This window comes from Nostoc sp. FACHB-110, assembly GCF_014697425.1.
Lineage (GTDB): Bacteria > Cyanobacteriota > Cyanobacteriia > Cyanobacteriales > Nostocaceae > Nostoc_B.
Genome location: NZ_JACJRU010000029.1, coordinates 1 through 15260, shown reverse-complemented (window position 1 = coordinate 15260; position 15260 = coordinate 1). Strand labels below are relative to the sequence as shown.

11 protein-coding genes are annotated in these 15260 nt (G+C 40.7%); 3 read left to right on the top strand and 8 right to left on the bottom strand.

Annotation, left to right across the window (positions count from 1 at the left end):
• Nucleotides 1-263: 263 nt before the first annotated feature.
• On the bottom strand, nucleotides 264-3047 hold the full coding sequence (locus tag H6G69_RS22605) for a pitrilysin family protein (RefSeq protein ID WP_190691371.1): 2784 nt from the start codon (nucleotides 3045-3047) through the stop codon (nucleotides 264-266).
• A gap of 22 nt (nucleotides 3048-3069) precedes the next feature.
• Nucleotides 3070-3291, bottom strand: a complete 222-nt coding sequence (locus H6G69_RS22600) for a hypothetical protein (protein ID WP_190691370.1) — start codon at nucleotides 3289-3291, stop codon at nucleotides 3070-3072.
• A gap of 92 nt (nucleotides 3292-3383) precedes the next feature.
• On the opposite strand from H6G69_RS22600, the gene H6G69_RS22595 reads away from it, so the two are divergent.
• A complete protein-coding gene (locus H6G69_RS22595; RefSeq protein WP_190691435.1) occupies nucleotides 3384-4148 on the top strand; it encodes a DUF429 domain-containing protein in 765 nt (254 codons plus the stop codon).
• Between the two features lie 183 nt (nucleotides 4149-4331).
• On the opposite strand, the gene glgP is transcribed toward H6G69_RS22595, so the two are convergent.
• Together glgP and H6G69_RS22585 are read right to left on the bottom strand one after the other, a co-directional pair.
• Entirely contained in the window at nucleotides 4332-6896 is a 2565-nt protein-coding gene (gene glgP, locus H6G69_RS22590; protein ID WP_190691369.1) for an alpha-glucan family phosphorylase, read from the bottom strand.
• Between the two features lie 329 nt (nucleotides 6897-7225).
• Nucleotides 7226-7549 carry a hypothetical protein gene (locus tag H6G69_RS22585; protein ID WP_190691368.1) on the bottom strand — a complete coding sequence of 108 codons (324 nt, stop codon included), beginning with the start codon at nucleotides 7547-7549 and terminating at the stop codon, nucleotides 7226-7228.
• Nucleotides 7550-7903: 354 nt separating this feature from the next.
• Between H6G69_RS22585 and ylqF the strand changes: the two genes are divergently transcribed.
• Nucleotides 7904-8794: a ribosome biogenesis GTPase YlqF gene (gene ylqF, locus H6G69_RS22580; protein ID WP_190691367.1), complete on the top strand. Its 891-nt coding sequence runs from the start codon at nucleotides 7904-7906 to the stop codon at nucleotides 8792-8794.
• 91 nt (nucleotides 8795-8885) lie between these two features.
• Nucleotides 8886-10688 (top strand): ABC transporter substrate-binding protein, encoded by a 1803-nt coding sequence (locus H6G69_RS22575; protein WP_190691434.1) that lies wholly within the window; start codon nucleotides 8886-8888, stop codon nucleotides 10686-10688.
• Between the two features lie 357 nt (nucleotides 10689-11045).
• Here H6G69_RS22575 and H6G69_RS22570 read toward each other — a convergent pair whose 3' ends face one another.
• From H6G69_RS22570 to aroF, 4 genes are all read right to left on the bottom strand, one after another.
• On the bottom strand, nucleotides 11046-11984 hold the full coding sequence (locus H6G69_RS22570) for a DUF6174 domain-containing protein (RefSeq protein ID WP_190691366.1): 939 nt from the start codon (nucleotides 11982-11984) through the stop codon (nucleotides 11046-11048).
• A 155-nt stretch (nucleotides 11985-12139) separates the two neighbouring features.
• Complete coding sequence (locus H6G69_RS22565) at nucleotides 12140-13399, bottom strand: hypothetical protein (RefSeq protein WP_190691365.1); 1260 nt, start codon at nucleotides 13397-13399, stop codon at nucleotides 12140-12142.
• Between the two features lie 291 nt (nucleotides 13400-13690).
• Nucleotides 13691-14182: a hypothetical protein gene (locus tag H6G69_RS22560; protein WP_190691364.1), complete on the bottom strand. Its 492-nt coding sequence runs from the start codon at nucleotides 14180-14182 to the stop codon at nucleotides 13691-13693.
• Between the two features lie 167 nt (nucleotides 14183-14349).
• Entirely contained in the window at nucleotides 14350-15168 is an 819-nt protein-coding gene (gene aroF / locus H6G69_RS22555) for a 3-deoxy-7-phosphoheptulonate synthase (RefSeq protein WP_242072148.1), read from the bottom strand.
• Between the last annotated feature and the right edge of the window lie 92 nt (nucleotides 15169-15260).

Genomic DNA, 15260 nt, shown 5'->3' with positions numbered 1-15260 from the left:
ACCTACTTTTCTGCTTAACTGAACTGTATTGACTTAGGCACAATAGTCGGAGGAATGAATGTATCCAGAATGCTTACATTCCAAGTCCTTGATTTTGCGTTTTCATGCGTAAGTCCTAATTCTGAAAGGGTTGCTTGGCACTGGGTCTTGAATGGTTGGTTCAGACTAACAAAAATATACTACTATAAATTTACTGATTAGCAGTAGTATAAAAAGCAAAGAAAAGGTGAACTGCTGTTCACCCCTAGAATTATCAGTCTTGATTAATTAGTACTGGATGCTGTATCTCCAGGGCCTGCGGTTACAATGACCACTTTTTCTGGTTGAATTAAATCTTTGATTACCTGCTGTATCTGAGTCATAGTTACAGCTTGAATGCGTCGGGGAAATTCCCGAATTTCCGTAGGTGAAAGCCCCAAAACAGAGTTATTGACAATGATGCTGGCAACGTCGCTGGGGTTGGCTAAATCTACAGGGTAGCCATTGGTAATTGAGCGTTTAGCGGTGTTTAATTCGGCTGGAGTGATGCCTTGTTCGCGCAATTGTTTGAGTAAAGCCAAAGTGCTAACGATCGCTTTTTGGGCATCTGTAGGTGCGGTTTGCATCTCAATTAAGAACGGGCCAGGATTGATCCCCGCAGCAAAACCACTGTAAATACCATAGGTCAAACCAAGGCGATCGCGTACTTCTGTTCCTAAACGACTAGCTAAAGTATCACCACCCAAAATCTGATTTAAGACCAAAGCCGCGTAATAACGTGGGTCTTTACGTGAAATACCGTTGTAGCCAATATAGGTTACAGCCTCAGCCTTGCCAGGAATCACTTTATTTAGGCGGGTTGATGTCTCTGGTAATGCGACTTGCGGCAAATTCACAGCAGGCGCTTTACCTTGAGCTTGCCATTTTGCAAAACTTTGATTTAACAATTCTTTGACTTTATTAGAATCAAAATCACCCACTAAAGCCAGTGTGGTTGTATCTGGTCGGTAGTGTTCTCGGTAATAACCAAGCACATCCTCACGAGAGATATTTTTTAAACTCTCCACTGTAGGAAAGCTGTAAAAAGGATGATTCGCTGGGTAAATAGCTTGTTGAAAGACTCGCCTTGCTAAAGAATTGGGATCATCTAATTGCAATTGCAGACCAGTCAGCGCTCTTTGACGACTCAGTTCTAACTGGTCAGGGGGGAAGTTGGAATTTTGCAAAACATCTGCCAAAGTTTGCACTAAAGTTGATAAATTTGCGGATAATCCCTCAGCATTGATACTCACACCTTCCCGGCTGGCATTAAAATCTAAACTTGCACCTCGGTCTTCTAAAGTTTTTGCCAGAGCTAAAGCATTTTTGGCTTTTGTCCCATTCATTAAATTTTCCGCAGTCAAACTGGCTAATCCAGCTTTTTGATTGCTATCAAATTCAGAACCCGCATCGATGTGACCGCTAATATTAATGGTGGGGAGGCTGCTGTCAGGGAGTAACAAGACACGCAAACCATTGGCTAAAGAAAACTGCTGGGGTAGTGGCTGTTGATTTGGCTGTGTGGCTGAATTCGCAGGGGGTAAATATTTGGCTAGTTCCGCCGGGTCTACAGGTTGACCAGGACTAAAGTTTTCCGCAGTCCGTCCAGTACCAGCATTAGAAGTTCCTGGTTTACCGTCTGGTTGAGTTGGTTCAAAATAACCAATAGTTTGCTTGGCTGGGACGAGGTAAGTTTTAGCGACGCGTTGCACCTCTTGTGGAGTAACTTTAGCGATCGCACTCAGGTATCGTTCAATATAACGATAATCTCCGGCCACCGTTTGGTTATATCCCAATTGACTGGCTTGGCTAGTGATGTCTTGATTATTCAAAACAAACGAAGCTTGCAGTAGAGTTTTAGCTCGGTTTAATTCTTCCTGGCTGACTGTTTTTTGTTGTAATTGTGATAGAGATGTTTGCATAACTTGAGCAATTTTCTCTAACTTTTGACCAGGTGCAGCTGTGGCATCAATTTCATACCAACCAGGTTCGATTAATTCTGCTGCTGCACCACTGACAGAACTAGCTAGACCAGACTCTACCAAAGCTTGATACAGGCGAGAACTGCGTCCGCCTGTCAAAATCGCATCCATCACATCAATTGCTGGTACATCAGGATGGTTGATATCTGGCAAAGGATACACAGCTTGTAATAATGACGCACTTCCTGGTTCCTTAAGAACTATGGGAGTGGGGAGTTGAGAGTTGGCAGTTGGGGGTTGGGGATTTTGACTAGTGGTTGTTTTTTGATGCTCGACTATGGCATTTTGTCTTTTCGTCAGCTTGCCAAACGTCTCTTGCACAGCCTTCAGCACAGGTTTTGTTTCAAAGTCACCTGTAATTACCAAAGTTGCGTTATCAGGACTGTAATATGTTTGGTAATAATTTCGTACTTGTTCAACCGTAAATTTTTCTACATCAGCTTTTGTTCCGCCCACACTTAAACCATAGGCTCGATTGGGAAAAGCTGCGCGCATAACTGCTCGGTCTAGACGATAGCTTGGTGAATTTTCATACCCCTGCAACTCAGAGATAACTACGCGTTTTTCACTTTTGAGTTGGTCAGGGCCAATTAAGGAATTTTTCATCCGGTCTGCTTCTAAAGTCAGCAGTGCTTGGAGTTTATCTCGTTGCACTGTGCCAAAATAAGCTGTTTCATCGTAACTAGTAAAAGCATTAAACTGGCTACCCAAGGCACTAAACAAACGTCCAAACTGTACTGGACGGTCTGTTGTACCCTTAAACATCAAATGTTCTAATTGGTGGGAAATACCACTTTCGCCTTTACCTTCGTTGCGCGAACCGACTTTATACCACACCTGAACACTGACCACAGGCGCAGTGTGAATTTCTTTGGTTAATACGGTTAAGCCATTATCTAATACAGTTTTTTGTACACCTTGATTCAACGATAAGCCAGCTACAGATGCCACTGCTGTATCGGGAATCAGCAAATTACTTGCCAGGGGCAGAAAACTTAAAAGTAAACTGAGGAAAAATCCTACAATCATATATGAGCGTTGCTTCATAAGTAAATTCATCGGCAAATTTTCAAAGTAGATAATTTGAAACCCGTTTCTGGGTGAAGATGCCATTTAAACCAGCCTTTTCAGAGCGAGTGCAACTTCTCGTCAGCAACAGGGTGTGGGGGGTAGGCGGTGGCTGAGTGTGAATAACTGTGTTGGTAGCACTTAACCTGTAAACAATGGTTGTTGGGGCTTTTTCTTCACTACACCCCACACCCCACACCCCGCCCCAACGGGGCTTGGTCACTGAGAAAATTAGGGCAGAACTCTCCTAAAGTATGATGTGGTCTTAATAACTTGTACCAAATGCTAGAAGTAACGGCTACATCAGCCAGAACCATGAAATTTATCGGTATTGATTTAGGGTGGAAATCGCAACCAAGTGGTTTATGTTGTTTAGAATTAACAGATGGACAATTGCAATTAATTAATTTAGATCGGCAAGAAGCGATCGCGGATATTTTCGCTTGGTTAGATAACTGGGTAAAATTAGATGAACCAGCGATGATTGCTGTCGATGCACCAACTTTGATCCCTAACGCCACAGGTAGCCGCCTACCAGATAAACTCAGTCATAAATATTTTGGCAAATATCATGCAGGCTGCTATCCAGCCAATCAAAATCTCCCCTTTGCCGAGCGCACGATTAACTTTGGTTTAGAATTAGAAGCCCGTGGTTTTGTTCATGCAGCCACTATTGAACCTCAAAAAATTGGCAGATATCAAATCGAAGTTTTTCCCCACCCAGCTATTGTGCATTTATTTGGTTTAGAACGCATTCTCAAATATAAAAAAGGACGCATCAACGAGCGCCGCTTAGAATTAATCAAACTTTATCAATATATTCTCGAAATCTTACCGAATTTAGAACCCAGCCTCAAAATCAATCAAAAGTTAACAGCGTCACAATCCCATCTTTTTCCTTTTGACTTCTTCCTTTCGCCTTGTACTGGTACAACCCTCAAAGCCATCGAAGACAAACTCGATAGTGTAATCTGTGCCTATGTAGCTGCATACTGGTGGTATTGGGGCGAACAACGTAATTTGGTATTAGGCGATCGCACTACAGGTTATATTGTCATCCCTCAATTAGTGCTGAGTTGAAAGTGCTGAGTGCTGAGTGAAGATAGCACCTACGGTGCTAATAAGTCTGAAGTATTTTATTACTCAGCACTCAGCACTCAGTACTCAGCACTCAGTACTCAGCACTCAGTACTCAGCACTCAGCACTCAGCACTCAGCACTCAGCACTCAGCACTCAGTACTCAGTACTCAGCACTCAGCACTCTATTCTGCCCAAGCAATTAAGCGTGGTTCATAAGGGCTAGATAAATGCGGGTGCTGGGGTAACACGCGCAAAGATAAGCCTTGCAAACCAGAGGTAGTGTAGATGATGTCAGCAGTATAAATACTCAAACCTTGGTCGTCTTGTCCTTGGTATTCCATCACTACTGGTACAGCATTGACGATATCACCGTTGGCATCGATCGCACCTTGGTAAAGTTCAACTTGCACATCATTGTTGTTTAATGTTGCTAAGTCAACTTTGGCTTTGACAGCGACGGTTTGATTGACTTCAATCTCAGCACTGGCTGAGATATCAATATCTTTGATTTTGATATTAAACCAGTGTTCGCTGAGGTTTTCTTTCCAAGCGGCTAGTTCCTTCGCTGGAGCGTAATTATCGGCAATTAAAGTATGATAGCGATCGCTAGCGGGGAAATAAGCCCGTTGAGCATAATCGCGTACCATCCGCGCTGTATTAAAGAAAGGACAGTTTAAGCGAATTGCATCTTTCATTTTGGCAACCCAACGTCGGGGTAAACCATCCTCATCGCGGTGATCGTAAAATAGCGGCACAACTTCCTTCTCTAATAAATCATAGAGCGCGTTGGCTTCTATTTCATCTTGGTAATTGGGATCGTCGTAGTTTTCACCGTGACCAATTGCCCAACCTGTCCGCACATAATCAGCTTCATCCCACCAACCATCAAGAACACTTAAATTGGGTAATCCATTCATGGCTGCTTTCATCCCGCTAGTACCGGAAGCTTCCCGGGGGCGACGGGGTGTATTTAACCAGATATCGCAACCTGCAACCATTAACCGAGATATATGAATATCGTAGTTAGGAACGAAAACAACCTGTTTTTCTAAATGGTGTTCGCGGATAAAATGATTAATTTCACGAATAAGCTCTTTACCGGGAATATCTTTGGGGTGGGCTTTCCCGGCGATGACAAATTGGACTTTGCGATGTTTATCACCTAGTAAAATGCGTTGAATACGTTTTAAATCACGCATCCACAAAGTCGCGCGTTTATAGGTAGCAAACCGCCGGGCAAAGCCAATAGTCAAAACATTAGGATCTAAAACTTCTTGAGCTTGGGCAATATCCGAAGATGAAGCACCGCGATCGCGTAAATGCTTGACCAGATGTTCCCGGACAAACAGTACCATATCTAAACGGCAACGTTCGTGATTGCGCCATAATTCCTCATCGGGAATAGCATCCATCCGTTCCCACAGTTGATTATCTGATGGTACAGATGACCAGTTTGGCCCTAAGTAGCGATCGTACAACTCTTGTGTTGATTTGGCGACACAACTGCGGGCGTGAACACCATTAGTAATAGCGGTAATTGGGACTTCTTGCACTGGTACTTTTTGCCACAGACCTTGGAACATCTGCCGCGACACCACACCATGCAGTTGTGCCACACCGTTAGAAAAACTGGCCATCTTCAACGCCAGCACCGCCATACTAAATGGCCCAGATAAATCCCCAGTATTTTCTCTTCCTAGTCCTAAAAATTGCTCCTTAGGCAAGCCAAAGATATCTGCGTAGTACCCCAGGTAGTACAGCATTTTATCGGGAGGGAACAAGTCAATCCCTGCTGGTACTGGTGTGTGAGTAGTAAAGATATTACTCGACATGACTACTTGTTTGGCTTCATCATAACTCAATCCTTTTTCTTGAATCAGGTTACGGATGCGCTCTAAAGCTGAGAAGGCGGCGTGACCTTCATTCATGTGATAGGCCGTGACATCGTAGCCCAAAGCCTTGAGCATTTGCACACCACCAATCCCCAGCATAATTTCTTGGTGGATACGCATATCGATATCACCACCATAGAGTTGGTCTGTGATGTCGTGGTCATAGGGGTTATTCGGTTCAACGTTGGTATCCAACATATATAAGGGAACCACACCCACCTGTACCCGCCAAACTCTGGCGTATACCTTGCGCCCAGGATATTCAACAGCAATTCGCAATTCTGAACCGTCAGGATTACGCTCTAAGTGCACAGGCATATTATGAAAGTCGTTGATGGGATAGCGTTCTTGTTGCCAACCATCAGCATTGAGGTATTGAGCAAAATACCCTTGTTGATACAGCAAACCTACACCCACTAGCGGCAATCCTAAATCGCTGGCAGACTTTAGGTGATCCCCAGCCAGAACGCCCAAGCCACCAGAATAAATTGGTAAACAGTCAACTAAACCAAATTCAGCCGAGAAATAAGCAAAACATTCTTTTGGTTTTTGGCTACGTTGTTTATGATACCAAGTGCGCTCTTGCAGATAATCGTTTAATTGACGTGCGGCGCGATCCATTTGGGCTAAAAAGCCATCATCTTCCACTACCTCAGACAGCCGTGCTTGCGAGATAGTACCCAACATTAATACGGGGTTATGACGGCTAGATTCCCACAAATCTGGGTCTAAACGGCGGAATAAATCTTTGGTTTCAACATTCCAATCCCAATGCAAATTATATGCTAGCCGCCGTAGCGGTTCTAAACGCTGCGGTAGCGAAGGTGAAACATTGAATGTGCGAATTGGCTGCATAGATTAGCAAACCTCAAAGTTCAGCTATGGTTATTGTTCACTCTCTTTATCCAATGCTGCCAATTCTTTATACTGTGTTTGTAAAGTATCTCTGACTTTGTTAAGGATTAAAAATTTTTGTTCTAGTTGTTGCTAAGGCTGATACCAAAGGAGTTTCTTGTTTTCAGTATTCTGTGTTTGAGTCTGCTTGATCTGTCAAAATTTAATGATTGTCTAATTATTGCATCTGCTCAGTGGATGCTTCCGCAAGCCAACCTTGGGAAGCTGATATATAGCAAAGTGCTGAGAATGAATTCAAAGCAAATTGTTGCCTTTTAAGCTTTAGTTGTTTACGCCCCTAAAGAAGGCTGGTCTGGTGTATTTTTGGGCAGAGACAAAGCTAGTGCTGCTGTATAGGCCAGTTCTGCGGCAATTTTATAAGCTAGTTTAATGTTGGATGCGGTATCCTGATTATGGATAGAGTTAGAAGCTTTGCGACGATGTGGCTCTCGCTGAAGTTCCCCAGCAGCGATCGCGCGTTGCAAAATAATAAAAGCATCTAAATCTTCTGAATCATAATTTGTCCGCAATAAAGCTTGGATCTGGTTCTGCTCGGCCGTACTTAAATAACCATTGCGGAAAGCTTGCTGGACGATTTGTTTAATTTCAACCATAATTTCAACCAAGTGTGGGAGTTAATGAAAGTAGCTTAGTCTGCAAATTTGGTTTAGGAGTGAATATTCATCCTGAAATCTAGATTTTCTCTAGACTTCACAATTTATAATAAGTAATATCTTCAAAACATCGCCCATTAGGTTAGCCCAATCGGGTGATTTACAAGTTTATCAATGTGCAGTATTATCCATCCCCCTAAGGATTTAGGGAGTGGGAAGTTAGGCTTTTAGTTTAGGGGTGGAAGCCATCAGTTGAGTAAGCATCATCTGATTTCTGCAAAAGTCTCATCTCTTGACTGTATGATTTTTAAACCTCTACCCTTGAAGAACTCCCCACACGCTAATTGATTGAATATGGCTATCACAAACAATTACAAATTAAATTTAATCCAATGGTATCCAGGCCATATTGCTAAAGCGGAAAAGAATCTCAAAGAACAGCTAAAGCTAGTAGATGTAGTTTTAGAAGTACGCGATGCACGTATTCCCTTAGCGACAAACCATCCGCAAATAGGGGAATGGGTAGGGAATAAAACGCGGATTTTGGTAATCAACCGCTTAGATATGATTACACCCCAAATGCGATCGCTCTGGACAGATTGGTTTAAAAGTAAAGGTGAAGTGCCTTATTTTACCAATGCTCAACAGGGGCAAGGTGTCACGGCGATAGCCAAAGCAGCGCAAGCCGCCGGAGTAGAACTCAATCAAAGAAGACGCGATAGGGGAATGTTACCTCGTCCTGTGCGTGCGGTTGTCATTGGTTTTCCCAACGTGGGCAAATCAGCCTTAATCAACCGCCTGTTGGGACGGCGCGTCGTAGAAAGTGCTGCGCGTCCAGGTGTTACAAGGCAACTACGTTGGGTACGAATATCCGAGCAGCTAGAATTGCTGGATGCACCTGGTGTCATTCCTTCTCGATTAGAAAATCAAGCCGCAGCCTTGAAACTAGCCATTTGTGATGACATTGGCCAAGCAGCTTATGATAACCAGTTAGTAGCATCAGCACTAGTAGATTTTCTCAATGAAATTCATATTACAGAAAATAATTTGCTACCAGAATCACCATTCGAGTTACGTTACAAACTAGAATCTACATCCTATACAGGAGAATCATATCTAGAAGCTTTAGCAGCGCATCGTTACCAAGGTGATGTTGAGCGAACAGCAAGACAACTTTTGACAGATTTCCGTAAGGGTTTATTAGGGCCAGTGCCGCTAGAAGTTCCCTACGGTATTGCGTCATAATCCCCATGCTGACAAAATACCAGCTTTATTAGAAGATGCTAATAGCTTGTTATTTCAAGCTGCTGAAACAGCAATAGCGGAGTGGTGGCAGATGTCGTATTTGAAGGTATTAAAAAATCATAAAATTTCTACTTTAATACGTCATCGTTGGCTAGTAATTCTTCTAGTGTTTGTAAGTGCGATCGCTATAATTATCTCCAATCAAATCAACTTAATAAATCAAGCAGCCCCAGTATCTCAAATTATTCTTCCTGTCCCAACTGAACCCACAACTTTTAACCCCGCTTTAATCATCGAATCAGCTTATACTTTACTATTTAACTATGAAGGATTAGTTAAAGAAAATGGGCAAGGAGAAATTGAACCTTGTCTAGCCCAATCTTGGCAAACTTCACCAGATAAAAAACAATTCATTTTTACCCTCCGTAAAGGTCTGAAATGGTCAGATGGTAAGCCACTAACTGCAGAAGATGTAGTGTTTACTTACAATGAAATTTATGCCAATCCAGCTATTCCTACTTATGCTAAAGACCTCTTTTTGATTGGCAAAAATCGTACATTTCCCAAAGTACGTAAATTAGATGATTTGCGTGTTGAATTTACATTACCTGAAGCATTTGCGCCATTTATCAGAGCAACGAGACTAGAAATTTTACCAGCCCATATCTTCAGAGAAAGTGTTAAGCAAAAAGACAAAGAAGGTAGACCTAAATTTCTATCGACTTGGGGAACAGATACCCCACCAGAAAAAATTATTGTCAACGGCCCTTACACCATAGAATCTTATGCTCCTAGCCAACGAATAATTTTTCGGAAAAATCCTTATTACTGGCGTAAAGATGCTCAAGGCAATTCCCAACCTTATATTGAACGTATAATTGCCCAAATTATTCCCAATCAAGATACTACCTTAATGCAATTCCGCTCTGGTGGATTGGATTACATCAATGTGAATACAAATTACTTTTCATTACTAAAACATGAAGAAGGCAAAGGAAAGTTTACTATTTATAATGGCGGTCTTTCTATAGGTTCAAGTGCTATTACTTTTAATCTCAATAAAGGTAGTAGAAATGGCAAACCATTGGTCGATCCAATCAAGTCTCAATGGTTTAATCAAACAGAATTTAGACAAGCGATCGCATATTCAATTAATCGCCAACAAATCCTCAACAATATCTATAGAGGATTAGGTCAACTACAAAATTCACCCATCGCAATACAAAGCAAATATCATTTACCGATTGAATCAGGCTTAAAAGTCTATGAATATAACCTGCAAAAAGCCAAAGAACTACTTCTAAAAGCCGGATTTAAATATAACAATCAAGGTCAACTATTAGACGATAAAGGAAATATTGTTCGCTTTATTCTCACAACAAATGCTAGTAATAATATCTTACAGTCAATGGGAGTAATTATCAAAGAAAATTTGCGTGACCTTGGCATAACTATTGATTTTAATCCTGTAGCTACTAACATTTTCATTAACAAATTAACTCAAACTTTTGATTGGGAGTGTCAATTACTTGATGTAGCAGTCGGTCAAGAACCCAATGATTGGGCTAATGTTTGGTTTCCTGATGCTGGTTGGCACTTTTTCAATTCACCATCCCCACCAGGACAAACGCCAATAACTGGGCGAGAAATAGCAGCCTGGGAACAGAAAATTGGTGATTTATATATGCAAGCAACTTCAGAAGCAGATGAAACAAAACGCAAAGCTATTTATGCAGAAACTCAACACCTTACTCAGGAGTATCTGCCATTTATTTATCTAGTCAACCCTTTATCAATGGTGGCAGTCCGAAATCGGATTCAAGGTATTGAACACTCTGCCCTGATAGGAACATTTTGGAACTTTTACGACCTAAAACTAATTGAACCTAACTAAAAAAAATTGGGTTCCATTAGTCTAAATTCATTGCATTATTACAATTAATTGCCCAAGAAAACATATAACAAATATCTGGTTTGTATACTTATTTTTTACCAAATTAAAGATTAAATATACATACGATATCTCTACAAAAAGCCATAAATTGCATCTTCATTAGGACTTACGCACAGCCTACGAAAAATCGTAGACGCGATAGCGGCTTGCCGCAGGCTACCACAGAGACGCAGAGTTCACGGAGAAATGAGAGTTTGAGAGTTTTTTTGCGTAAGTCCTATTCATCAAGAAATGATATAAAAAAGCGACGCGATTTTAATCTATCGCGTCACTTCAAATAAGTTGAGAATTACTAAATTAATTCAATGGTTGCAGATTGCTAATGGTGAGGAATAATTCTTCATCAGCGATTTGTTGATTGTAATCGATATTGATTTGCGTAGGATAGCCAAGTTTAGGATTATATGTAACTTGAAGACTAGCTGCTTTTCTAGAAATTGCATCCTCAATTATGCCAAACAATTTAGGAATTGAATTATATTGTTGGAATAATTCTGCATCAACTGGTTCTTTGTTGTTGACAGCAGTAATAGAAGCAACTTGACCATTGCGAACTGTAATTACTACTGGTTGGGTAGCTTTGGGTACACAAAAACAACTTCTGCTGAATGTAAAGCTATAATCTTTCAACTTTTGCTGATTCCACAACTGGCGATTAACTTTTAGTTGAGTGGAATTTGCATCAAGAGGATTTGGTGCTGGGTCATTTTTTGAACCAATCCAACGCTGAGAATTAACAACAGCATCTATTTTATTTTCTAAAGCTGTTAATGCTTGCGATGCATTGGGTGAGCCGAGATAATGATTAACAGTTTTTTGTTGTTTACCGATAGTTAGAGAGGTGATTGCTGAAGGCTGATCTGTAGGCCCACCTTGATAGTTATCAGATAGCGAAAAATAATTGAGCTTGTCAAATTCTGCAACTAATTTTCTGACAGCTTGAGGACTAATTCTGGCAGTTCTTTTACCGACAACTTTAACAAAACGCTCTCCTTCGTAGACTACTCTACCATCAGGAAAGATAGTGATTTTATAAATTGGGCAAGTACCAAAACAGGCTGTTCTTTGCAAAGTAATAGTACCTGAACGCAGTTTTTGAGTATTTTGCTTTAAGATTTGTTGAGTAGGTGTTTGGGCAGTTAGCTGTGGTAGCTTTACTGTAGATTGCGCGAATACTTGAGCATTCAAAATTAAAGATACAAGTAAACCTGTACCGATTACGATAGGCGATCGCATATAAATTCCTGATAAACTAATGTATTAGTCTGATAGACAGCACTAATTACAAAAAGTTTCCGACGTTGTAGTATACGACCAAAGTCAACAAGCAAACCCATCTTTGAACGACAAAGGCTCAGATACCCGACTTAAAGAAGAAATGGGGTATCTTATTATTTATAAATGCTATATGTAGCCGACTTACCTTTTGGCAATATTTTTAGTTTGAACTTAGACAGTAGCAAAAATAAAAAGCCAAACACTATTAGTGGTATTGCAGCTGAAGGTTCTGGAACAGATTGAAAATCTCCAGGTTGATAAGGCAATTTATCGAATGGAATTCCACCAAATAATTTGTTAAAAAACTGGTCAAGTTGATTAGAAATATTACTGTTATTTCCATCAATATTTCTAGAAAGAACTAATCTGTCGAAAGTCTGAGTTTGAGAACTATTAAAATTACCAGTTAATTTAGTGAAATCTTTGCCAAATATTCCAACCAGGGAGTTGATTAAACTATTAACATCGCTCTCGGTGTTTTGCAGTAATGAATCGAAATTTATGTCATTATTAGTAACACCAATTTTTGTGTTATTGCCCTCTAGCAACCTAATACCATTACCAATAATTATATTACCACTGCCGAAAACTACATTACCATTACCAATAATTATATTGTTAGTTCCAAAATCCCAATTACCATTGCCAAGGGTTTTATTACTGATACCAAATTGCCAATTACCATTCCCTAAAGTTGTATTATTAATTCCTTCATCCCAATGCCAGTTACCATTACCAACGGTTGTATTATCCTGACCAAAGTTCCAATTACCATTACCGACAGTTTGATTCTTTTGGCCAAATTGCCAATTACCATTCCCTAAAGTTGAATTATCAGTTCCATCGTCCCAAGCCCAGTTCCCATTACCGATTACTGTGTTGTTACTACCGAACTTCCAATTACCATTACCAATTGTTGTATTGTTACGGCTAAAGTTCCAATTGCCATTACCAATGGTGGCACTTTCACTGCCATAAATTGAGTTGAAATTTCCAATAGTTGCGTTATTTACACCAAAATCTTTATTACTATTACCAACAGGCGTAATATTTCCATTAAAAGGCGATGTACCTAAGTTAAAAGGATTTCCACCACTATTTACAAATGGTTTATTACTACCATCAAAGAAGTTTTCACCGAGAATTCCCTTTAAGCGACCAAAAATTAACTGTTCAAATCGACTTCCACCATCGCTTGCAAACGGGTTAATTCCACCAGGTAGTGTGCTAGGGCTAGTAAAAGGATTACTCACACCTTCAGGTATATATTTCACAAAATCTGATATGTTTGCAAAAGGCGGCTGAGGCAGACTGCCATTATTGCCAGGAAAGGGATTACCTGAACCGAAGGGGTTAACAGCAGACTCTTCCATCAGCATTAATCTCCTATTTTGAATTCAAGTATTTTTTATAACAATAAAAAAATATTTTTAATCGTTTTTAATAAAGCAATATTTTGATTTATAATTAACAATATTTTTATCCAAATTAAGATATTTTTAGGTAATAAACAATGACTTCTTTTTTGCTAGGTACAACATTTTTTTCTTTTTGATTAATAAATTAATTCCAAAAACACCGTAGTTAAACATAAATAATCAAATATGGAATATTTGTGTTTAACTGCGGTTTTTTAGACAAATTTTATTTATTGCTTACTGCTACTAAGCAAATGGGAAGCCGCCACCACTAGTGAAGGGATTGCCACCTGTAAAAGGATTACCATTTGCGAATGGATTACCATTGCCACCTGCGAAAGGGTTGCTGCTACCATCCCCGAAAGGATTGCCATTTGCAAACGGATTACCGCTACCACCTGCGAAAGGATTACCAACACCACTGAAAGGATCTTGACCAACCTGATTGATAGGAGTCCAAGGATTGACACCGCCAGTCAAGGGACTACCAGGGGCATTTGGATTACCAAAGTTAGCAAAGGGATTGCCAGCATAGGGGCCTTCGTTTGGATTTGATGCGTTATCCCCATTACCAAAGGGGTTGCCTATACCAGCAGTAGCTTTGCCAAAAGCTTGAATTATATCTTCTTCCGTCACACCTGGAATCTCGAGTAAAACACCAAAGGGTGATTGACGAAGAAGTTCACCAAGATTACCAGTAGGTGGATTGTTATTACCAGCATCAACTGAGTCTGCCATGAAAAATTATCCTCCTATTTTTTGTAGTGAAAAAATTTATTGCTGTATGGGATTAAACAAGTACCCGTTTTTCATGAGGCTAGCTTTTGGGTGTGGGGTGTAAGTGTTTTGCTTACTTACACCCACCCCAGAGAAAGCCTGTACAAAGTCTACATACCCAACTAATTTCAACAATTAACTAAAGCAGGCTGAGGCCAACGTCCAACAACTTTGCCAATGATTGACATTTCTTGTGATAATCGATCAAACTTTTCTGGTGTTAGAGATTGTGGCCCATCAGATAAGGCTCTAGCTGGATTAGGATGAACTTCAATCATCAAAGCATCTGTACCAGCTGCGATCGCAGCAAAGGCCATCGAAGGTACGTATTCCGATTTACCTGTACCATGACTTGGGTCGATCATGATTGGCAAATGAGTGAGCGATCGCAACACTGGAATGACTGACAAATCTAAGGTATTGCGAGCATATTTACTATCAAAGGTTCTAATACCACGCTCACAAAGAATCACATTCGGATTTCCCGCAGCCAGGATATATTCTGCCGCCATCAACCACTCGTCAATTGTGCAAGACATCCCCCGTTTGAGTAGCACAGGTTTATCTTGCGCGCCTACTTTTTTCAACAGCGAGAAGTTTTGCATATTGCGCGCCCCTATTTGAATGACATCAGCCACTCTGGATAGTGCTGGTAAATCAGCCGCATCCATCAGTTCTGTGATGATCCCCAAACCTGTGGCTTCGCGCGCTGCTGCTAACAAATCCAACGCACTCTCTCCATACCCTTGGAAAGCATAGGGAGAAGTGCGGGGTTTGTAGGCTCCACCACGCAAAAACTTGGCTCCGGCTGTCTTTACCCGTTTAGCTGTCTCAACAATCATTTCCTCATTCTCAACAGAACAAGGGCCAGCTACCATTACTATCGGATGCTGTTCGCCAATATAAACATCTCCGTTGGGTGTAGGTACAACCTTGCGGGGGGACAAAATGGTCTAAAATGCTTATCTTACAAAGAATGTAGCAATTTGTGGTAAAAGAAAAAGAGCATCCATTCGCAACAAGCTCTAGTTAATGATAA